This is a genomic window from Vibrio sp. La 4.2.2 (genome assembly GCF_027586995.1).
Lineage (GTDB): Bacteria > Pseudomonadota > Gammaproteobacteria > Enterobacterales > Vibrionaceae > Vibrio > Vibrio mediterranei.
This window is the reverse complement of the sequence record NZ_JAPPTJ010000004.1, coordinates 20,985-43,186: the sequence shown is the minus strand read 5'-3', so window position 1 is coordinate 43,186 and position 22,202 is coordinate 20,985. Positions and strand designations below refer to the sequence as shown.

At 44.0% G+C, this 22,202-nt stretch carries 20 protein-coding genes; 4 read left to right on the top strand and 16 right to left on the bottom strand.

Annotation, left to right across the window (positions count from 1 at the left end):
• Positions 1-103 precede the first annotated feature (103 nt).
• Positions 104-715 carry a TetR/AcrR family transcriptional regulator gene (locus OH456_RS09590; protein ID WP_270033350.1) on the top strand — a complete coding sequence of 204 codons (612 nt, stop codon included), beginning with the start codon at positions 104-106 and terminating at the stop codon, positions 713-715.
• A 12-nt stretch (positions 716-727) separates the two neighbouring features.
• Here the strand turns inward: OH456_RS09590 and OH456_RS09585 are convergent, their stop codons facing one another.
• The 3 genes from OH456_RS09585 to OH456_RS09575 form a co-directional block, all read right to left on the bottom strand.
• Positions 728-1,582, bottom strand: a complete 855-nt coding sequence (locus OH456_RS09585; protein ID WP_270033349.1) for an arginase — start codon at positions 1,580-1,582, stop codon at positions 728-730.
• A gap of 6 nt (positions 1,583-1,588) precedes the next feature.
• A complete protein-coding gene (locus OH456_RS09580) occupies positions 1,589-2,323 on the bottom strand; it encodes an IclR family transcriptional regulator (RefSeq protein ID WP_006074682.1) in 735 nt (244 codons plus the stop codon).
• Between the two features lie 429 nt (positions 2,324-2,752).
• Positions 2,753-3,322 carry a porin family protein gene (locus tag OH456_RS09575; protein ID WP_124941357.1) on the bottom strand — a complete coding sequence of 190 codons (570 nt, stop codon included), beginning with the start codon at positions 3,320-3,322 and terminating at the stop codon, positions 2,753-2,755.
• Positions 3,323-3,695: 373 nt separating this feature from the next.
• Between OH456_RS09575 and add the strand changes: the two genes are divergently transcribed.
• On the top strand, positions 3,696-4,685 hold the full coding sequence (gene add, locus OH456_RS09570) for an adenosine deaminase (protein WP_198559125.1): 990 nt from the start codon (positions 3,696-3,698) through the stop codon (positions 4,683-4,685).
• A gap of 72 nt (positions 4,686-4,757) precedes the next feature.
• On the opposite strand, the gene OH456_RS09565 is transcribed toward add, so the two are convergent.
• From OH456_RS09565 to OH456_RS09535, 7 genes are all read right to left on the bottom strand, one after another.
• A complete protein-coding gene (locus OH456_RS09565; RefSeq protein ID WP_124941355.1) occupies positions 4,758-6,932 on the bottom strand; it encodes a TonB-dependent receptor in 2,175 nt (724 codons plus the stop codon).
• Between the two features lie 115 nt (positions 6,933-7,047).
• Entirely contained in the window at positions 7,048-7,812 is a 765-nt protein-coding gene (gene fecE / locus OH456_RS09560) for a Fe(3+) dicitrate ABC transporter ATP-binding protein FecE (RefSeq protein WP_006074687.1), read from the bottom strand.
• Entirely contained in the window at positions 7,812-8,777 is a 966-nt protein-coding gene (locus OH456_RS09555; protein WP_252039957.1) for an iron chelate uptake ABC transporter family permease subunit, read from the bottom strand. Before OH456_RS09555 ends, fecE begins: the two co-directional genes overlap by 1 nt.
• On the bottom strand, positions 8,774-9,772 hold the full coding sequence (locus OH456_RS09550; RefSeq protein ID WP_270033348.1) for a FecCD family ABC transporter permease: 999 nt from the start codon (positions 9,770-9,772) through the stop codon (positions 8,774-8,776). The genes OH456_RS09555 and OH456_RS09550 overlap by 4 nt, the downstream gene beginning before the upstream one ends.
• A gap of 6 nt (positions 9,773-9,778) precedes the next feature.
• Positions 9,779-10,699, bottom strand: a complete 921-nt coding sequence (locus OH456_RS09545; RefSeq protein ID WP_171390356.1) for a Fe(3+) dicitrate ABC transporter substrate-binding protein — start codon at positions 10,697-10,699, stop codon at positions 9,779-9,781.
• 164 nt (positions 10,700-10,863) lie between these two features.
• Entirely contained in the window at positions 10,864-11,343 is a 480-nt protein-coding gene (locus OH456_RS09540) for a hypothetical protein (protein WP_198559120.1), read from the bottom strand.
• Positions 11,344-11,353: 10 nt separating this feature from the next.
• Complete coding sequence (locus OH456_RS09535; protein WP_270033347.1) at positions 11,354-13,036, bottom strand: LruC domain-containing protein; 1,683 nt, start codon at positions 13,034-13,036, stop codon at positions 11,354-11,356.
• A gap of 260 nt (positions 13,037-13,296) precedes the next feature.
• On the opposite strand from OH456_RS09535, the gene OH456_RS09530 reads away from it, so the two are divergent.
• Complete coding sequence (locus OH456_RS09530) at positions 13,297-13,875, top strand: YceI family protein (RefSeq protein ID WP_270033346.1); 579 nt, start codon at positions 13,297-13,299, stop codon at positions 13,873-13,875.
• A 59-nt stretch (positions 13,876-13,934) separates the two neighbouring features.
• On the opposite strand, the gene OH456_RS09525 is transcribed toward OH456_RS09530, so the two are convergent.
• From OH456_RS09525 to OH456_RS09500, 6 genes are all read right to left on the bottom strand, one after another.
• Complete coding sequence (locus tag OH456_RS09525) at positions 13,935-15,551, bottom strand: methyl-accepting chemotaxis protein (protein WP_270033345.1); 1,617 nt, start codon at positions 15,549-15,551, stop codon at positions 13,935-13,937.
• Between the two features lie 395 nt (positions 15,552-15,946).
• Positions 15,947-18,451 carry a PAS domain-containing hybrid sensor histidine kinase/response regulator gene (locus OH456_RS09520; RefSeq protein WP_270033344.1) on the bottom strand — a complete coding sequence of 835 codons (2,505 nt, stop codon included), beginning with the start codon at positions 18,449-18,451 and terminating at the stop codon, positions 15,947-15,949.
• Positions 18,452-18,588: 137 nt separating this feature from the next.
• Positions 18,589-18,882 carry an ArsR/SmtB family transcription factor gene (locus OH456_RS09515; protein ID WP_006074618.1) on the bottom strand — a complete coding sequence of 98 codons (294 nt, stop codon included), beginning with the start codon at positions 18,880-18,882 and terminating at the stop codon, positions 18,589-18,591.
• 53 nt (positions 18,883-18,935) lie between these two features.
• A complete protein-coding gene (locus tag OH456_RS09510; protein WP_051647162.1) occupies positions 18,936-19,679 on the bottom strand; it encodes a phosphatase PAP2 family protein in 744 nt (247 codons plus the stop codon).
• Positions 19,680-19,832: 153 nt separating this feature from the next.
• Complete coding sequence (locus tag OH456_RS09505) at positions 19,833-20,225, bottom strand: DUF2850 domain-containing protein (protein ID WP_050798655.1); 393 nt, start codon at positions 20,223-20,225, stop codon at positions 19,833-19,835.
• Positions 20,226-20,421: 196 nt separating this feature from the next.
• Positions 20,422-21,741, bottom strand: coding sequence for an ABC1 kinase family protein (locus tag OH456_RS09500; protein WP_270033343.1), 1,320 nt, complete (start codon positions 21,739-21,741; stop codon positions 20,422-20,424).
• Between the two features lie 134 nt (positions 21,742-21,875).
• Here OH456_RS09500 and ppnP point away from each other — a divergent pair, with 134 nt between their 5' ends.
• Positions 21,876-22,157: a pyrimidine/purine nucleoside phosphorylase gene (gene ppnP, locus OH456_RS09495; protein ID WP_270033342.1), complete on the top strand. Its 282-nt coding sequence runs from the start codon at positions 21,876-21,878 to the stop codon at positions 22,155-22,157.
• Positions 22,158-22,202 lie beyond the last annotated feature (45 nt).

Below are 22,202 nucleotides of genomic sequence, written 5' to 3'. Positions count from 1 at the left end.
AAGTCTTTTGTAAACTAACCAGTGTAGTTTACTTTTAAAATGTGAAAAGTAAACTGATTAGTGTAAAATACGGGAAGAAAAATTTGAGTTGTCGAGTAACCCAATGACAGAAAAGAAAAAAACGCGAAGCGAGATGAAGCGCGAGGCAATTGTTGAGGCGGCTAAACACGCGTTTCACGAGTTTGGCGTACATAATACTAGTATGGATAAACTCGCGGCGATGGCCGGTGTATCGAAACGAACGGTATATAATCACTTCGAGTCAAAAGAAGTATTAGTTATGAGTTTGCTATCCGATTTGTGGCGACAATCTATGATGGATGTTGACTTGCAACCTTTGGCGTCGATGGATCTCAAACAACAACTAGTCTATTTACTGTCGCATGAGATAGGTATCTTGAACAATCCTGCTTATATTGATTTGTCGAAGGTTGCGTTTGGACATTACTTTTATCGACCAGAGGAACTGAAAGCCCAAGCGGATAAAATGTCGAAGCAAGAAACTGCCTTATACAAATGGTTAGAGCACAAGAATGATCAACAACAACTGACTATTCCAGATATTAGTGTGGCAAGCGTTCAGTTGCATAGCCTAATTAAAGGTAGTTGCTTTTGGCCACAATTGATGGGAATGACGGATACATTGCCCGACGAAGTTGCTCAGCAACTTGCGCTGTCTACTGCCGAGCTCTTCTTGGCTCGCTATCAGGTGTAACGATTGATTTATCTAGGAAAAGAATAGCCCTGTTTCTTGGACAAGAAGCTGGGTTGGTTTAGAGTAAATGTGTTGTTCCTTAGCACCCACAAGCTGAACTAATAGCACCTTATCTGAAGCTAAACACTGACGTAGCACTCGCAATACCATAGCCACATCGAGCTTGTGCTTCTCTAGGTTTGAGTTGTGTCTCGAAATAGAAGGTAGATCGATGGTTACAACCAGTCTGTCGCAGTGACTGATAAATCGCGCAAGCTGCTCTTTGATCATTGCTCGATTTCTGTACACCACCTCATTTGAAAGAAGCCAATCACATCCCATATCTTCCGCGTACTCTAACTGTTTTTTGTTGCAGCGATTATTGTCGATGCCGATATGAAAGGCGCGGCACTCATTATATCTGTTAAGTGCGAAATGCAGCATTGAACCGACTGTGACATCAAGACATTGATCGAGTAGCAATTCTGCGTTGATGTTTACAATACCAATTTCATCTTTGTCGATCAGTAGATTGGGAATAATGTCGAGCAAGGTTTCGTGGCAATTGGTAATGACGAGCGGCATTGCACCAACCGCAAGTTGTTGGTTGAGCTGACCGGTGAAGTCGCGTTTTGCAACCGGGCTTTCGAAGTAAGGTCTTTCGGAGCAGTAACCACCCAGAATTGGATAATGGCCAATTTTTCTCATTGAATGAGAATTTTGTTGTGAGCTTAGCCAGTCGTAGGCGGTTTCTAGGAGGGAGTCAGCGTCTTCAAACTGGGCATTATTCATAGGCTTGATGGCTTCCGATACCGTGAATACGGAAAGTTGGCTCTCTAAAGCAGGATGATAACGACGTTTCCAGATTTGTTTGAAGACGTTGAGCATGATGAATTACCTTTCTGGTGGCAGCGCCCTTGCTGCCTGCAATACATGTAGAATGAATCTGTCCTTGTTGGCTTCTACACGATAGGCAGGAGCCATAATGGAAACAGCACCAATTAATTTCGAGCCTTTCATTACTGGCGCACTGATGCCCGTTACACCCGGGTCGAACTCAGACGTACTGATGGCAAATCCCTGACGACGAATCTGCTCCAGCTCCTTATTCCAATCAGTGACGTTTTCGTGTTCACCGAAATGACGCAGTATTTTTTCGCAACGAGATTCTGGTAAATAAGCCAGCATCACTTTAGATGAAGCCCCGCGAAGCAAAGGTTGGCTCTGTCCTCTTACATAGCTGCAGCGAAGTGCTTGCGCACTCTCTTGCAAGCTTACACATAGAGCACGATAGCCAACTGGTACCATGTAAGCTGACATCTCACCAGTCTGCTTTTGTAGTCGGAACAATATGCTCTCTATTGCTTCCAGGTTGTGTGTACTCGATTGATAGCTGTGCATCAACATCAGAGCAGCTGGACCAACAATCAGTGTTTTGTCGTGTGGACTCTCTTCAATAAGGTTCCACTCTTTAAGCAGCTTTATATGACGATAAAGACTGCTGAGAGGAACGCCGAGTTGAATGCTTAAATCTTTTGCTGAAACAGGCGTATCAGACACGGCAACTTGCATTAAAAGTTGCAGTGGCTTTTCATTAACCTGAGTAGTGGGTTGCTGTGTATTTCCCATATCTGTGTTATCTATTATCAAAACCAATTACGCAATTTATATTCCTACTGAATAAGAAAGGAAACAAAAATCTTGCGGCTCATTCTCATTAGATGATAAGTACAGGTTTTGGAAATGAACGAGCGAAGAAAGACTTAGGTGAGCTCATAATGAGCACACTACATTAATGGCTTGTTTATCAATAGGGAGCTGTGACTGCTTCTTCTTCACAAATACTCGGTCTCGCTACATAGGCACGACTCCCTACGTCTATTTTGTTGCCGAAAATGAAGGTTGAATGGAGAGTGTTGTCGTTAGTTAGATTCTTTTGTTTGGCGACCGCGAGACAGCATTTATCTATAAAGCAGGTTGGTCTTTTTAGGTCGATATAAAAAAAAAGCCACTTCAGAGAAGTGGCTTTGTTAAGCTAACTGACGTGCTTGAGATAGCTTAGAATTTGTACGATGCGCCTAGGTAAAGAGAACCTGCGTTAATCGTATCACTGTCATTACCACGAGCACTTTCAATTCGGAATGCGTCGGCTTCATATGCTAAGCGAATACCTAAGCCCTCAACTTGTGCTGGCATGTACTCTACACCAACACCGTAACGGAATGCTGTACCCGAATCGCTACTAAAAACTTTAGCGCCTGATTCGTTTAGATCTAGGTAAGATAGACCAACAGTAGCAAATGGGCGGAAACCGCTATCAAATGTGTAACCTAGGTTCGCGGTGAGTGCAAGTGCACTTGGATCCCAAGAATACTGTGGGCTTAAATCTGTTTTTCCGTATTTAGTGTATGAACCTTCTAAAGAAACGATACGGTTAAATGCGTAGCCGCCGTAAACTCTTAGTGAGTGACCTGCGTCTAAAGTTTCGCTGCTATCATTGTCGAGGTTTTTAAGCTTGCTTTTAACTAGGCCATAACCACCACCCACGTAAAAACCTGGATCTGCCGCGCCTGCAAATGCGCTAGTTGCGAATAGACCTGTTAAAACGAGTGCCACTGCTTTTTTCATTCTGATACCTATTAAATAGTCTTGTAAATTGTTTCGGGGCGTACTCTAAAGATTTTCGAATCTGATGTCTGTGAGGAAATGTCGTGAATTGTGTGGGAACTGTCTGGATGTGTGTGGAGTTAATATCTGTGAACTCCACTTTTCAAAAGCAAACGTTTAACCTAAAAAAAGTAAACTATCTCACTAAAAAATAGGCAGTTGAGGTGGCTTTATATTAGATTAATCAGTATAAATGCTCTCCATTTCCTTGAGCTCTTCGACGCGGGTCATGTATGTTTATGTAACAAGTGCATACACTTGTCGCCTTTCTGCATGGACCCGGAGTGAGTAAATGGAAGAATGAGGCTTATCAACTATTCCAAGAGAGGTAACGATGAACTATAAACAACTACCAAAAATCGACCTTCACTGTCACTTAGATGGCAGCGTGCGACCTGAAACCATCATCGAACTTGCCTCTATCCAAGGTGTTGATATTCCCTCTCAGGATATTGAAGTTATTCGTGACTTGATGATTGCCCCTGAGACGTGCTCAAACCTACTCGAGTATTTAAAGCGTTTTGATCTACCTTTATCTGTGATGCAGACCAAAGAAGCCTTGGAACGTATCGCCTTTGAAGTCTATGAAGATGCGGCACTTGAAAATGTTAAGTATATGGAAGTTCGTTTTGGCCCTCTCTTACACAGAGAGCAAGGTCTGAATATTGAAGAAATCATCAGCTCAGTAGTGGCTGGCATGAAACGAGCAGAAGAAGTACACGGCATTAAAGGCAACATTATTCTGTCTTTGCTACGCCATATGCCAACCGATGAGATTAATGATGTTATTGATGTTGGTGCTGCGTACCTAGGTAAAGGTGTAGCAGCATTTGACCTCGCGGGTGGAGAAGAGCTTGGATTTTGTGAGAAATTTGTTCCGTTTGCGAAATATGCAAAAGAGCAGGGTTTGAACGTCACGATTCACGCTGGTGAACAAGGCGAAGGGCAGAACGTTTACGATGCCATTACCATGTTAGGTGCAGAGCGTGTGGGACATGGCATTCATATCGCCACTCATCAACAAGCGTTTGACTTAGTGCATGAAAAACAAGTGGCGTTAGAAACGTGTCCGAGCAGTAATGTACAGACAAAAGCGGTGGAAAGCATGACTGTACACCCGATTGAGGATTTCCGTCAGCGTGGTATTCCAGTTACCATCAATACTGATAATCGCACTGTATCGAATACGACAATGACGAAAGAAGTTCAGTTGGTGATTGAGCAGTTTGGATTATCCGAAGAAGACTATATGCATATCTATCGCAATAGCGTTAATGCTGCTTTTACTGACGATGCGATTAAGCAACAGCTATTAGCTGTATAGCAGTTGCTGGTTCGAATGTAAAAAGCCCGCTTCATTGAAGCGGGCTTTTTTATTGTTCAGTGTTGTCAGCAATCAAAAATCGATTTCGTAACCGAGACTGAATGTTCGACCACGGCCAGAGAAGTAATACGCATTGTGGTGGCGTATCTGGCTAAAGTAGTTGATGTACTGCTCGTTCAATAGGTTTTCAATACCGACACTGATACGACCGTAACGCTGCATATCGTAGAACATAGATACATCCATTAAGCCATAGCCGTCAAACTGCTGTGCACTACCGGCATCGTTTTTCTCTTTACTGCGAGAAAACATATGGTTGTATTGTAGACGACCATTCCAACGGTCAGAGAAGCTGTGGTTGACTGCCATCAATAGGCGATCAGGAGATAGGTTCTTAAGATCCATATCACTATCCACCGAGCCATCTTGATTGGTATCTACTTGACCTTCTACGTGAGCATATAGTGCCTGAATCTGTGTAGTAGGCAAAATATTGTAGGTCGCGGTGAACTCGTAACCTTTAATATCGGTGCGTTGGCGTACAACATCATAAGTACCGCCGCTGTTAAGGCTTAGGTTCGCACCATCTTTAGCGATGGACATGTAAGTACTACCACTGACAAACCATTTGTCATCGCTGTAGCTTAGCCCCACTTCGTAGTTATCCGTTACAACAGGTTTCACCGCCGGCATGGTGTTGAAGTCGATAGGTGCACCGCCTACAGGAGCAACGACGGCTGGACCACCGATCCAGTTACCACGCAGCACACGTCCAATGTCTGGTAAACCGAAGCCTTGGCTAAAGCCAACGAATGAACTGATACTTGGGGTAAAGTCATAAACGGCGCCGGCATTAAAGACGGCCTGAGAAAAGTTTTGTTCGCCGCCAATAATATCAACCTGACGATGCCCTGCGTTACCATAGCCCCACAAGGTTTGACCATCTGCAACCGTTACTTTGGTATTTTCAAAGCGAACACCACCTGAAAGGCGTAGAGAATTGGTGACTAGCATATCGCCCTGAATAAAGGGAGCTAAGCTCTGGTACATCATATCTGGAGTTACATCTTTACCAGATTGAGTGAGTGTTTGCTTTGTGGTGTCTTCCAGACCGTCTAGACCAATGACCCAGCTATCATCCCAGCCAAGAAGATCGGTTTTGACATAACTTAGCTTAAAGCCTTTTTTGGTCGATACGATAGCGCCTTGATCATATTGTTTGTTTGCTGTTGGCCACCATGATGCTTCACCAAATACCGCTTCAAAGTCTTGGTAAAAGGCTTGGAATTTCAGCTCGCCACCAAAGAAGTCATAATGGTCATAACCAAAGTTATACAGTTCCGCATAGTTTGACGTAGGATCGCCAGAAGGTGTGCCCGGAACTACGGTTCCCGGAACGCCATTTTGCCAGTCGCCAGGAACACTAACGTAGTTCTGGTTGCCTTTTAGTTGGTAGCGACTAGCACTGAAGCTGACGCGTTGATTGCCGCCATCAAAGTTATAGCCGCCTTTAGCGAGAAAGTTTGTGGCATTGGAATCTTGCGTTTCACCTTGGATGGAGTTCATGCCGATCGGGTTGCCATTACCATCGTAATACAGCCCTTGTTGCTCCCACGCACCGCCAATAAAGAGATCGTAATCTTCGTCATACTGACTCAGATTGTAATAGACTTTACCACCTGTACCATCTTCCTTTAGGTTTGAGGTTACGCGTGTTCCAACGGTCTGCTTCCAATGGTCGCCTGGTTTAGCACTTTTTGTCACGTAGTTAATGATACCGCCAGTGGCGCCGTTACCTTGTACGGCACTTGCCCCTTGAACCACTTCCACACGCTCTAGCATTGAAGAATCTACGGTGTAACCGTTACGGTTACCATTGCGAAGTGGGTTATTTTGCGGAACACCGTCGACCATGATAAGTGCGGTACGTCCACGAAGGTTTTCGCCTTGGGTAGAGAGCTTTTGTCGACTTGGCGTCATGCCCGGAACTAGGTTGGCGATAACACTGGTTAGGTCATCGGATACCGCAGTTTGTTGTTCCAGTTCTTTTTCTGAAATGACATGAACTGAGCCCGGAATTTTATCTGTATCTTGACTGTAGCGGGTCGCAGTAACGACCATATTTTCGTCAGTTTTCTGTTTGTTTGTTGGCTGTGATTCGTTTACTTCTTCTGTCGCAAATGCTTGTCCGATTGACAGAGCGAGAAGCGAAAGGGAGACGACTTTCTTCCCAGTTTGATTTGCCATGTGTCCTGATTACCACTGTGTTTCTCATTAGGGTGGTGATATTAATGCTTCTGATAATAGTTATCAATAACGTTATTATTATTAACAAAAGGCGATCTATAACCTATTGATATAATTATCGTGCTACACACATAGGTGAACCAGAAATAGGGTCTTCAATCACCAACGCATCAAGGTCAAAGACTTCTTTTAATAACGATTGGGTAAACACGTCTTTTGGAGTGCCATGGGTTACGAGTTGCCCTTGCTTTAGCACCACCAAATGATCACAGTAACGACAGGCTTGATTTAAATCGTGCAGTACCACAATGACCGTTTTTCCTTGTGTATGCATCTCTTGCATCATCCGCATGAGCTCAATTTGATGAGATAGATCCAAATAAGTCGTTGGCTCATCAAGCATCACAATTTCAGTATCCTGAGCGACGATCATTGCGATCCAAGCACGTTGTCTTTGACCTCCAGAGAGCGCATCAATTGGGCTTTGTGCAAGTGTATCTACACCAGTTGCTTGCATTGCATTCGCTACAATCGCTTTATCTTCAGGGGACAATTTGCCCCAGTGAGAGGTATAAGGCGCGCGACCATACTCCACCAGTTTTTGAATCGTGATTCCTTCCGGGCTGGTATGGGTTTGTGGGAGCATAGAAAGGCGTCTGGCCAAAGACTTGGAGCCGTACTCATCTAAGGGCGTAGAATCAAGTAGGACTCTTCCAGATTTAGGCTTGTTTATCCGAGCTAACGTTTTCAATAACGTGGACTTTCCACATCCATTAGGACCAATAAGCGCAGTAATTTTGCCTTTCGGAATCGTCAAATTCAGATTTTCAATAATGGTGTTATTGCCATAGGCAACGTTCAATTTCTCGACAGACAGCATTACCAGCCCTTGTAACGTTTGAGTAGGAAGATGAAATAGGGTGCGCCAATAACAGAGGTTAGAACGCCGGCAGGAAGTTCGATCGGCGGCGAGATCCCTCGAGCGATGGTATCGGCAGTAAGGACAAGAAGAGCACCAATCACAGCGGAGCCCGTCAGCAAAGCTTTATGATTATGTCCGAACAGTAGCCTAGCGAGATGCGGTGCGAGAAGACCAACAAAGCTTATCGTTCCGGCGATAGACACACTCAAACTGGCAAGCATGACGGCGCAAATCAGTGCCATGGCTTGCACTTTATCAAGCTCTACACCAAGGGAGATGGCGGATTCATCGCCGAGACCAACAATGTCTAGTCGCCATGCGAGCCACAATGAAAGAGGCAGTAAGATAGCAAGCCCCATCCAGATATAAGGCATTTGCTCCCAGCCTCGTCCCCATAGACTGCCGGTGAGCCAAATCATTGCAGTATTGATCTCGATTGGGTGCACCACTAGCAAATAATCGATGCCGCTAGCAAGAAAGGCACTGATAGCAATTCCAGTGAGTGCCATTCTGGCTGGTGGTAGTTGAACTGAGCGCGCGATGATGATCAGCAATAACCCCACAGATACGCCACCAATCATTGCGGCAACTGGCAGCATCCAAACTGGTGCATTGGGGAATACTGTCAATAAAAGTGTGGCAACAAACCCAGCACCAGCACTTACGCCGATTAAATCTGGTGAGGCGAGAGGGTTGCGGATCACGCCTTGGACCAACGCTCCAGAGATTCCTAATCCAGCACCAACACCAATGGCGAGGAAGAGACGTGGAAGTCGATAGTGATTGACAACGAAATCGTACTCGCCACCTTTAAAGGCTGTTAAGGTTATTTGCGACAATGATAAGTCAGCGACTCCTACTAACAAACTGAAAACAGACAGTGCGAGGGTCGTCGAGATAAGGACTAGCCAAGTTCTACTCATGAGCTAAACCGACTTTTTATAGAAAGAAAAATGAAAAAGGGCGTGCCTATCAGCGCAGTAACGATACCAACCGGTGTTTCTGTGGGAAAGGCTATACCCCTGGCAAGTACATCTGAACACATGACTAAGATTGCCCCCAATAATGCACTCGCGGGAATGAGAGCGAAGAAACTGTGTCCAACAAGTTTGCGTGCAATATGAGGAATTAACAGACCGACAAAGCCAATAGGGCCTGCAATGGAAACACTGATACTGGTTAGTAAAATAATAGCCACGAAAGCCAGTAATCGAATCATGCTGGTGTTTACGCCTAAGCCTGTAGCGACATCGTTACCAAGAACTAGCAGGTTGAGAGGATGAGCAAGCGCCCACGCTAACGCTAACCCCACAACACTAATTGGCAATAACTGGTGCAGGGCAGACCAATCTAAGTTACTAATTGAGCCAATGAGCCAAGATTGCACGCTATAGGCTTGATCGTCAGCAAGAATAATCGTTGCGCGTGTGAGTCCTAGCAACAAAGCGTTGATAGCGATGCCCGCTAGTACCAGTTTCACAGGGTGTGGACGATCATCAAAAGCGCCACCAAGAAACATAACCAACAGACCACTTAACGCGCTGCCAACCGCACCCATTACCGCGGTTGGCAAGGATAAAGATAGGAAGCCAAAGCTACTCAACACGATAAATAGTGCTGCTCCAGAATTGATAGCAAGCACGGATGGTGAAGCGAGGGGGTTACGAGTCAATCCTTGCATGAGAGCGCCTGCAACAGCGAGGTTAGCTCCAATTAATGCACCGCTGAGTACACGAGGCATTCTTAGCGTTGCGATGATTTGATGCTCCATGCTAGCTGAGTCAAAGTGTAGCCAGAAGCCCTGCAATGATTGAAAAGATAGGTCAAAGCTAGACCACGCCACTAAAGAGAGATTTAGGCTCAGCAACGTACCAGCAATAAGTGCAAGCCAGAGCTTGCACTGTGTTGATTGAAGCATATTGAATTAGTGCTGTTGATTAATAATATCAGAGAGGTTTTTGGCGATGCCTTCAGCTGCCAAAATACCTCGGTTTAATGACCAGAGCTGTGGAGAAACCTTAACGGCGTGCTCTGTTTTCTCTACCTTCAGCATTTTGCTTAATGGATTTGATTGCCAGTCATCATAAACAGTGTGGGGCTTATAGGGACCAAGCAATAACCAATCAGGGTTAATCTTGAGTAGTTGCTCAAAGCTGACTTCAATGTAGGCTTTGTCGGTTTTTGGCACCGCTGGACCATGTAATCCAAGCGCAGTAATCACACCCCCAGCATATGAGTTTGGACCATGAAGCCACATACCTTTATCGGTTACCACAGCAAACTGAAACGACTCGTTCGAAGAAAGCTTGGCTTTGTATTGATCCATGATTTTATGGTGTTTTTCGATACGTGCTGCCATTTCATCGGCTTTATTGACCGCAACACCAATTTTCATTGCAGACTGTAAGTTCTCTTCGTAAGTTTCGCCGCGACTTTTCAACAATATCGTCGGTGCGATGGCCATAAGATCGTTGTAAATCGTGCTATGGCGCTCAGCATCGGCAATGATGAGATCTGGCTTTAACTGTGAGATTGCTTCTAGGCTTGGTTGAGGCCTAACTCCTACTGATTGCCAAGGTTTAATCAGTTCGCGTATCTCTGGAAGAATTCGCTCGATGTTCTTGTCGTCAGCGACGCCCACCGGTGAAACACCAACAGCAGCTAAAGCGTCCACAAACGAGTATTCAAGAGCGATGACTCGGGTTGGCGTGCCTTTGATGGTGATACTGCCTTGTTGGTCGGTTATGACGCGTTGGCTCTGTGCATGTGCATGTGCAGATGCACCCATAAGAGCGAACGAAAGTAGAAAAACCGTGCTTAATCCTTTAGCGAGTAGTGATTTCATTGATTGGCTCATTCTGAAAGGGAGAAACAAAAGAGCGCAATCGTATCTCAAACAATAATGGTTATCAATACTATTATCGATAGCCTGTGGTGATGAATGAAGTGTTAAACCGAACCAAACGTTATATGGGCTCAGAAATTCAGCTGAGCCCAATACAAGCCTAGTCAAAAAGCGAGATGGTAAGCGTTCTGGGTTTGGTTCAAGTCAATAGTCCAGGTTTGCTCTTGTTCATTACTTGTCATTGGCACCCATTGAGCGTAAATCTTGGTCCAGTTGTTGTTAACTTGCAGTGTGACTTCATCGGTTTCTGCTGGATAGATGGTCGTTACTCGTGAAGTTGGATCCGCAGCGATATCTCCATTTTCAAAAGTGTGTGCGGCTTGACTATAGACATGCAACGCGCCTTTTCCGGCATTACCTTTATCAATTGACAGTGTGATTAGCTGACCAACATCGAATGAAAATGTTCTATCTGCAACAAGATCTGCAGTTCGTTCAATTGGTGTTTCAGTTGGGGCTTCAACGGGTTTTGCTGGAGTTGTGTTCGCAGTATCTTGACCGCCACCGCCACCGCCACCGCCTCCACAAGCAACAACTGAGGCTAGGGCAGCAAAAAGAGTGAGAGGTTTTATTGGGTTTATCATGGGATACTCCTTACTGTTCCGAACTTGAGATTACTTGGTTTGCGCTAGCGTAGTTGTACCAATCGCTATCTTGTTCTCCAGCACTCGTGACCCAGTTAGGAAAGTTAGGGTAGGCGACGGTAATATCAACCAGCTCTTTTGGGTGTTCCCATTGGTCACGAATATTAATCACCCAAGGCATATTGTTTTCTGATAGAAACGATTGTGCTCCGCCAGAGCGGTCATCATGAAGTCCGAATAATGCATTATCCATAAAACTTGTACCACCGAATGCTTTCATGTGTGTTTGCCAAGACATACCTGGTGGTGTCTGAACAAAATCACCATGATATTCTCCTTCAGAGGCAAATATGAAAGGATCATAGGGCGGGTAACCAATTAGGTCGCGCGATACAGGATTGGTTAATTCAACAGTAAGTTGATAAGACAAACTGATGCCCTGTTGCATCGCCAGGCACGTGTCATCCGTTTTGTAGAAATGACAACCGAGAGGCAATCCCCCTAACGCGGATAACTCTGCTCGTAAGTCTTCGGCTATGATGAAGATAGTTTCGTCGTTGGACGCTTGTTGAACAGTATGGGTGACGCTTTGTCCATTTTTTGTCAAGGCAACCGAAGCAAGGTTATTTGGATCGACGTTAGGTAATTGGAGCGCAAACCCATTAGAGTACCCGGCGCCCATAGCTTGCAGTGTGTAGTCGATGGTGATGTTGGTCAGCTCGCGCTGTCCATTGATTTGCTCGGTAATCTTATAACTCCATACTACGTCATTGAAATCGTAATCCCCCATTAATGGCCAGCGATCTTCAAAAGCGATAGTGGCCATAGAGTCTGAGCTAGGGTAGACAGAAGTGACAGAGATGTCAGGATCGTTTTCTTGAACAAGAGTTTCATATTTGGAGTCGGTTGTACCATCACTGTTTACGCCATCAATGGCTTCAAAAGGAGTGACCGCAACGGTAAAAATGAGATCGTTGAAGTCGTTATCGCCAGATGGACGTTTTATATCTTCAAAACTCAATACCAAAAACTCATTTTGAACATCAAGGAAAGCAACGTTATGCCTTCTATGTTCCATGGTAGTTTCTGGATTCAAAGCTGGGTAACTATAAAAAGGTGTTCCCCAATTCCCAAAGTTCGCAATATTGTTGTAGCTTCCCTCCCAGCCCCAACCATTCGGAATCAAGAAGAAAGCGAGCGTTTGATTAGCAGTCAGTTGTACGCCAAGGTCAATCGTATCGCCTTCTTGCATTTCTCCTTCTCCAGGTTTTGAGGCATTAGGAAAGACAACAATATGAGCGTCGATATCGTCTTTATCGGTAGGGGGATTGTTAGTGTCGAAAACAAAATAGCCAAGAGTGTTTCGATATCCAGCACCTTCGTTAAGGAATGTAATACGGGCAGTCGCATATTCTGCTCCATTTAATTCATCATCAATATCGATGCTTGAATATTTATCTGGCGCAATGAAAGCGCTGTTGACGACACTACCTTCTGGAAGCATAGAGTAGACATTGGTTAATACATCTTGGGGCAAAGTGTCTGCGACAGAATATAAGTTACTCGGCTTTCCTTTAGCTGAATAATTTGATGCCTCCGCGCCAGACTCGAAGGTTAAATCTGCTACAGAAAGAGCATAGACTTGCCATGATAGGAGTAAACTGGCTATTGTGATGACGTTCCTTGTACTCATCGCTTATTCCTCTATTTTGACGTTTAAAGGCGAGTTCTTCACAGGTAAGCAAATTCGATGCCTAGTAATAATTCTATATATTTCAATACAATAGAATTAATTCTTACGATGTTCGCAATGTGAGAACCATTATGGGAATAGTGAAAGCGATGGGACAGTGACAGATTGTGTCGATTATCTAGGCTAGCGGTGAGCAAAATGGCGTTTTTTGGTAGGTTAGACTAAACCTAACTAGGTCAGTGATCAGTTAGGAGAAAAAAATGATAGTCAGAATGGTAACCATGTTGTTGGCCTTCATAGTCGTGCTTCCAGTGCAGGCCGAATGGATGTTAGATGGCAATAACTCGTCATTAAAATTTGTGTCGACCAAGAAAAACAGTGTAAGTGAAGTGCATCACTTTTCCTCAATGACGGGGACAATCAGCGATGATGGTAAAGCTACGGTAGTCATTGACCTATCCAGTGTTGAGACCAATATTCCTATTCGTAACGAACGCATGCAAACGATGTTGTTTAATGTCGCAGAGTTTGCCAAAGCGACGATCACCACTGTGGTCGATATGAGTCAACTGGACAATAGCCAAATTGGTGGAGTGTACTCAGTTGTTAATGATCTTACTTTGGATCTACATGGCGTGCAGAAAACTTACGCAGCCAAACTAACGGTGATGCGATTGACTGAAAACAAGATCGCCATTGTCTCGACGGATCCTGTGATTGTGCAAGCATCAGATTTTGGACTAGAAGCTGGCATTGAAAAGTTACGTGAGGTGGCAGGATTGCCGTCAATAGCCACGTCAGTGCCCATCACTTTTATCATGGTGTATAACCAAAAATAACTGAGCTTAACAATTGATAATGAAAAACGCTCCATCTTAGATGGAGCGTTTTTTGGGTTTTAGACCCGGAAGTAAGAGAGTTTGTGATTCAGCTCGTCAGATGCTGCTGCCATAGATTGAGATTGCTCCGCAAGGCTCTGACTCGCCTGACGTATTTCGCTAATCGACATATGCACGATGCTGACATTTTCATTCACTTCATTTGCAACCGTTCCTTGCTGTTCTGCTGCTGCCGCAATTTGTGCCACCATGTCATAAGTATCGTTGAGCTTAGCGACAGCAGTATCAAGTTTGTCTTGAGTTTGCGAAGCAAGATCCACGCTCTCTGTCACTTTAGTTTGGTTTGAAGCCATAACAGACAGCACGCTTTCGGTACGTTCATTGAGTTTGTCGATGGTAGTTTGTACTTGAGCTGTTGACTCTTGGGTTCTGCTTGCCAAGTTTCTGACTTCGTCTGCCACCACAGCAAAGCCGCGCCCTTGTTCACCAGCTCGTGCTGCTTCAATCGCTGCGTTAAGCGCGAGTAAATTGGTTTGCTCCGAGACCTCATGAATAACATTGACGACATTGCTAATATCATTGACGCCTTGTTTCAACGCTTCCATTAACTGGTAGGTACTGGAGATGTCATCGGAGATACCAGCTATGTTGTTAAGTGTATACCCCATGCTTCGGCTACCTTGAGCAGCAAAGTCTTTGCTTTCCTCTGTGGTCGCTGATGTTCTTTCAGAGTTACCCGCGATATCTTGAATGGTTGATGACATTTCATTCATCGCGGTAGCAAGTTGCTCAAGTTGTTGGCTTTGTGAGTCTATACTCGTTGACGTCTCTTCACTTGCTGCTGCAATGCTACTGGATAATTGACCAGAGTAGTCCGCTGAACGTTTGGCAGCACTAATGGTCTCTTTGAGTTTGTCCATCATTCGACTCAGTTCGTTACTCAAATAACCAATTTCGTCGCGTCGTTCTGTTTTCATATCGACCGTGAGATCGCCATCTGCGACTTTATGAACCTGCGTTACAAGTGATTCAATGGGTTTGATGATATTGCGTGCAACAACCAAACAAATGACGATAAGTACAAGTGCTGCTACGGAGTCTACGATAAGCTCTTTTATAAGTTGGCTCTGAAACGCTTTATCAATATCAGAGGTTTGGACGCCTGAACCAATAATCCAGTCCCATTCCGGGATATAGTTTACGAATGAAATCTTTTCGGACTCCTCACCATCCGGACCTAGCCAGTAGTAGGTAAGAAAACCACTGCCTGTGGTTTTAGCAATGGATGACATTTCTTGCCAAAAATGATTTCCTCTGGAATCTGTTAAGGTGTTTGTACTAGTGCCGTTAAGCTGTGGCTGAGTAGGGTGCATTACAATTGTATTAGAAGCACTCGCTATCCAGAAATAGTTACTGCCGTCGTATCTAATTTGGCTAATTGCATCTATCGCAGCTTGTTGTGCAGCTTGTTTGCCAAGCGTAGATTCGAGTTTTTGATAATGTTTCGCAATCTCGTAGGTGATTTGCACATTTGAACGGACTTGCTCTTTTCTTTGCTCGTAGCTCGCATCTTTTTGTATTAATAGATTAAATGTACCAAGAGAAAATAGAATTAAAACTGCGAAGATGACAATAGCTTGCAGCTTAGTACGAATAGACAGATTGTTCAGTTTCACTGAAGGTTTCCTCTCCAACTTATAATTAGACCAAATTCCATTTGGCTGACGAATGAAAGCAGGTTATTAATATTATTTAGATGCATCTTAACGAACTAATAGATATATTTCTCATTAAATATAATGCCTTACGTGCTAGTTGCGTTATTTTTAGCCAATGGTGAGTTATATTTGTGATGCAAATTAAATTTTCTATAGGTGAATATAACCACATGATTTGAGAGGTAAATGCACCTGTTGATAATATTGTTTTTATATTGAAAGGTAATAAATAGGACAGAATGTCATGCTATATGTGGATTATTGATAGAATGAGTCCTTTGCTATTAGCCTATATCAATGAATATCTGGCGTTACATAACATTCAGACTCGTCCAATTTACAATCTGTCGCGGTTATTCTTTATAGCGATTATGCTCTTGAGTATCAGAAAATTGCATAATGGCATCAAACAGTTCGTCTTTCTTAAGTGGTTTGTGCAGAACACAATTAGCACCAGCGTCGATAAACGCCTGTTTTGAATCAGCGAAAACATCAGCAGTCCATCCAAAGATTAGTAAATCAGTTCCAAATTGTCTTCGAATACGTGAACAGGCTTCTACACCGTCCATAACTGGCATATGGTTGTCCATCAATACAAGGTCATATTTGTTTTCACTTAGCGCCTCCAATGCCATCGCACCATTGGTGACGGTGCTGGTTGTATGTCCTTCTGACTCTAACAACTTACGGGCGACAAGAGCATTAACATGATTGTCTTCAACAATGAGAATATTTTGCGTTGTGAGAGGGGGGCTTTGGTGTGCCTTGTGGCCTACTAATGTAATGCGCTCACCATACGTTATTGGAAGTTCAAACTGGAAGTCAAACCGCGTTCCTTGACCAACTTTGCTGGTCGCATGGATCGTGCCGCCCATCTTCTCTATAAGTTGTTTAACAATCGCTAGGCCGAGTCCTGTACCACCATATCGTCGAGTCGTGGAAGCATCAGCTTGGACAAAGGGTTCGAAAATTCTCTCTAGCGCATTTGGCTCAATTCCGATGCCGCTATCTTGCACGGAAAAGTGTAATAGTGAAGGGTGGGAAACATTGTGAGTGACTTTGACAGTTATTCCTCCTTGCTCGGTAAATTTGATGGCATTGTTAAGTAAATTGTATAAAACCTGTCTTACGCGACTACGGTCTCCAAGATACGTTATCTTAGAGTCAACATGGCAATCAATATTGAGGTCAATTCCTTTCTCCTGGCATACGGCTTGATAAGTAGAACGTAATGGGGCAATTATTTGTTCGATAGTGAAAGGACGGTTTTCTAGCTCGATTTTGTTTTGTTCCACTTTGGTGAGATCTAGAATATCGTTAAGTATGGATATCAAGTGATTGCCGGACTCCAGAATAAGTGACAAATTTTCCTTTTGTTGCTGATCATTTGTCTCTGACAGCATAACTTGCACCATGCCTAGTACTCCATTCATTGGCGTACGAATTTCATGACTCATTGTGGCGAGAAACTGCGTTTTGGCGATATTTGCCGAGTCAGCGGCCACGACGGCATTTTCGAGCTTTTCTTGCAGCTGTTTGGTGGCGGTGATGTCGCGTTCGACCGCAATAAACTTATCTAGCTCTCCTTGAGAGTCAAATACTGGCGAAAGCTCTATATCGACCCAGTAAGGTTGCTTTGTTCTTGAGAAATTAAGGATCTCCACTCTAGTCGGTCGGTGAGTTTGCACCGCTTTTCTTAATTGCTCGATGGCTTCTGTATTTGAACCTTCACCTTGTAAAAGAGTGCCGGGTTTTATGCCTATAATTTCTTCCTTTATGAACCCCGTCATGGTTTCAAAAGCTTGGTTAACCCATTCGATACGACCTTGCTTATCGGTAATCAACACCGCGTCACGCGTGTGTTTAACAACGTTGGCTAAACGTCTTGCCTCGCGTTCTTTTATTGCTAGTAATTCAGTCTGCTGTGTTAACTTCGCTCGAGATTGCTCAAGCTTTTGGAACGGATTAATTATCATCCTACGTCCGAACATGTAGACAATAATTGAACTGGTAAAAAGGGCTATGACTAATGCAATAGCAAGGCTACTAAGTAGTTCGTCTCGCTGTAAATCTGATGCTGCATTATTAATCCCAAAGACTAACGAGATATTGGACTTCGCTAACCGAATACTCTCCGTTTTCCAATTCCCCTCTGGTGGTGTCTCTAGCCAATTAGAACCGGGTTGTGTCAAAGAAAACCAACGGGAGTTGTTACTACTTAGCTTACTGAAAAAGCTTTCGTTGAAGTACGGAAACGCCCCTACTACAACGCCTCGAAGTTGGGTGTCAACGTAAATAGGCTTATAGAACTTAATGATTTTCTGATTGTTGTGTTCTTTCAGCAGGTAAACCGTTTCTCTAGTTGCATTAGACTTGATAACCTCTAGCAGTTTTAGTCGCTGTTCAATCGGTCCTTCTTGAGGAAGTGTGTTAAAAACAACACTTCCTGATGAGTTAAACAAACAGAATTTTACTTCAACATTGGAGAGATGAAATTGATGGAGGTGCTTGAATACATCTGGTCCAGTCGGAGTCGTGTTAGTGCCATGAGAATGGCCATTATGAGAGTGATGCTGGTGGTCACCTAGATATTCGTCACCGCTAACTGCAGCGATAATGGCAGGTTCTTCAACTAGGTGAGATATATGCATATCGGTCGCGATAAAAAACTGATCCATAAAGTTCTTAGCCGCTTGGATTTCAGTCTTTGCACTATTGGACTGAAGTTTAGCAATGGTTTTCTCTGCTTCATGATCGACCACTAATAACACAGCAATCGCAGTGATACTGAACGTTATCACCATAAACAGAATAAGAAGTGTTCGACCGGAATAATCGGCCACTTTTGAGGCTCGCATGGACACATCTCCCTGTGGTAGTAGTAAAACTGTACGAACCTAAGGGGATTACCGCTAAGTAAAGTCAGGACTAATGATGCGAAGTCTTAATTATAAGAAGAAAGGCCTTACGTAAACGTAAGGCCTTGAGTTAGGGTTTAGCAAGATTCGTCGATACAACATTCATCTTGTAAGAAGCTAATCACACCTTCTAAGTGTTCATAGTTGGCAACGCAATATAACGTTCTTCCTTCTCGGCGCTGTTGAATAAGGTTTGCCGATGCTAGGCTTGAGATATGGTGTGACAACGTAGACCCTGGGATATTCAATCGATCTTGAATCTCACCGACAGGCGTCCCTTTGTGTCCAGCTCTCACAACCTGTCTGTATATCGCCAAGCGAGTAACATGGCCAAGTTCTTTTAGGGCTTTCGCAGCGACTTCTATTTGCATACAACACTCTCCAAAATCAGTATTTCGATAATAATGGAAATTTATTGCAGTCTCTAGCGATTTTTGATCTTGAACAGCACCTTGTCGAGTATGGGGTAGTGAGAAGGTATGATGATATAGAGGATAAGCCCAAAGAACATCGAAGCAAAAAGGTCGACAGGTCTATGCATACCTAACCACAAACGGCTTGCTGCCACGCCTACGCCCCATACTATGACCGATGAAGCGAGTACATAACGGCCTTGGCTTGCGAAAAGCCCCCCAAAAAACAGCACACATACAGAAACGAAAATAGTATGACCTGATGGAAACGAATAGTCAGTCTCTCCAATCCAGTGCTTAGTACGCCATTCACTAACCTGTTCTTCCACTTGATGAATCCTGTCATTTTTCTCATCAACGGTGAGATTGTAGAAGCTCTGTGGTGAGTCGATGACATGAAGCTCAGCGAGTGTTTCCGTGTAAGGTCGCGGGCTTTGAGTAAATTCTTTAAGGAAGGTTTTTGCTCCGAAACTCAGAACAAGCAGTAATCCCAACTGAATCAATAGGTGTAGATTGTTAGTCGCTTGACGACGATGCCACGCAATAAGTCCCATGAAGATAGCCAATGAAATCAGAAAACCTTGATGCCCGGCAGAATAGGTAAGGTTTTGCATCAGCGCTCCAATTGCCTCTGTAACAATGGATGTTAGATGACTAGGAAAAAACACCAGCGAAATGATGAATGTTAGGGAAGCAAATGCTGCAAGACAGAGCATGCCTGCAATCTTAGATTCTTTTATGGATGTGAACTTCATATTATAGGCTGGGTCAATTGTAAATGGCGCTATCATAGTAAACTATCAAGCGTTGTAATTCAGGGTTCTGTCATAATGTAATGCAAAGACATTGTTTTTCACAGGCTTAGGTAGTTTAGGAGAAAAAGGTTTACCGAACCTGATGCCGAAGGGCTATTTAGTGGAGAAATGTTCCCTAAGCGCTGAACGTCGATTTTGCCCTGGGTTATAGCCATCCATCGGTACTGTGTGTTCATAGCCTTCAAAAATGAATCGTTGTGGGGGTAGAGCAGGGGAGATTCTGCGTAACTGCGGTGACCTAGGAGTGCCCACTCGTTCATAAACCCATAAACCACTGCCTGTTTTCAACTTGACGACTCGTCCATCAAATTCGAAAGAAGTTGCTATCAATCTGTGGTTACGCAAAGCTCCATAATCCGTAAAGGTCAAAATTTCGGTGCTTTGTTTGGGAGCTCCGATTTCTATCCAATTACCATACACGCGGCTAGGCGAGATATGATTTTGATGGCTAGTGTAGAAAGCATACCCCAAAGCAGATGCCAGCATAATCGAAATCACCAAAATGACAATTAATACTAACGAGTCATTGTTGCTGGATGTCCTGCCTAGTTTTGTCATTCAAGCACTTCCTTGTGGGCTTTCAAATGGTATCGGCAATTGTGACGATTACTTAAGAATAAAACGCGTCGTTTTATAAATGTATCGATTGTTTGTAACACATTGTTGTTTGTGAGTTGGCACTTTAAGGCTGGGTGAGAATGTAAGGCGTAAACAAGTCTTGCACGTCTACCTTTGCTTTTAATCTGGCCGCTAACAGATAGAGTCCACCAATTTTACGGTGCAAAAATAGAGCATCAGCAGGCGGTGTGTGCCAGTAGTCTCTTTCCATGCTAAGCACTGTACCAGCTTGACTCAAGCGCTGCGCTAAATTACTAGAACCAAAATCATAGAGGCCAGATGTCATTAACGGTTCACAAGCTAAGGTGACGAGGTCAAAGATTGCACTTTTCTGCTCTGGAAGAATGTCTTGATTGAAGAAACCAATCTGCTGCAACGCAGCGTCCAGTCGTTTTGTATCGGTATCTAAAATCGCACTGAACGCATGGCGATATCCGTTGCTGATATTGTCGCTGTAGCTTCGAGTAGCTCCAAAATCGAGTAATACGATTTTTCGTTGCTCCGAATTAAACAGAAAGTTGGCAAAGTTTGGGTCAGTTTGGACCAATTTAAATTCAAATATCTCTTTGAAAAGCAATTGCAACAGTAGCCGCATTGCTCGGTCTCGAGTGTTTTGGTCTGCATTGATAAGAGACTCGATGGGCATGCCTGATACATGAGTCATCGCCAGTACATTATCAGTGGTGAGGTTTCTTTGCACTGTGGGTAAGATAAAATCTGGGTCGTCACCTAGATAGTCGCGATAGCGCTCTAGAAGCTCAGCTTCCAGAAGATAGTCTGCTTCAGCATGAAGCTGCTTTTTTGCTTCTTCAAGTAAGCCACGATAATCGACGCCTTTCGGGATCAAACCGACGACATTGAGCAGAGTACCTACGTTGTCGACATCACTATCGATGCTCTTTTTGATGCCTGGATATTGAACCTTGATAGCCAATTTAGTGCCATCATCAGAGTGAGCCTGATGAACTTGGCCTATAGAGGCACTGGCTATAGGTTTAAAATTAAACTCAACAAAATTATGTTTCCAGTCGCTCCCTAGCTCTTGAGTTAGCACAGCTGCGAGTTGCTTGGCGGGCATCGGGGAAGCGTCGGATCGTAAGCGAGCAAGAATTTCTGCAAGCTCAGGGCTAATGAGGTCGCCTGCGTCCATAGACATGAGCTGTCCTACTTTCATTGCTGCTCCTCGCAAATGCGCTAGTTGGTCGGCCACTCGCTTGATATTGCCAGGGGTGAGCAATAAATCCTTTGCGACAGGGCGCTTGCCTTGAGCTAATTGTTTTGCGCCTTCCGTCACCATTGCTCCCGTCACACGTGTGGCCAAAGACGCCAACTTGCCTAAGCGACTTATGCGATGAGTGGGTACTCGAGTTGCTTTGTCCGACATATCAAAACCTTGTTAAATCATGTTACTCGTTTATACCAATTGATCTTAGCAATTGATCATTCTCTTGTTTTACGGCAATTTGTGAGGTAAAACCATGCTTTTACGATGATTAACTAACAAGGAAGTCAAAAAAGATGATTAAAGAAAACACCTATTTCGAAGGCTCTGTGAAATCACTGGGTTTTACCCAAGCAGATGGCGACAGCAGTGTTGGTGTGATGGCTGCAGGTGAATACACGTTTGGGACGGCTGCCCCTGAAAAAATGACGGTAGTGAAAGGAGCGTTAACAGTGCGCCTTGCTGGAGAAGAAGAATGGAAGAGGTATTCGTCGGGTGAACATTTTAATGTGGCTGGTGACTCTAGCTTTGATCTAAAAGTGGAACAAGCGACTGCATACCTGTGTGAATATCTATAGAGATTTACAATGTAAAGCACCAGTATCGCTGCGTCTGGCTCGATA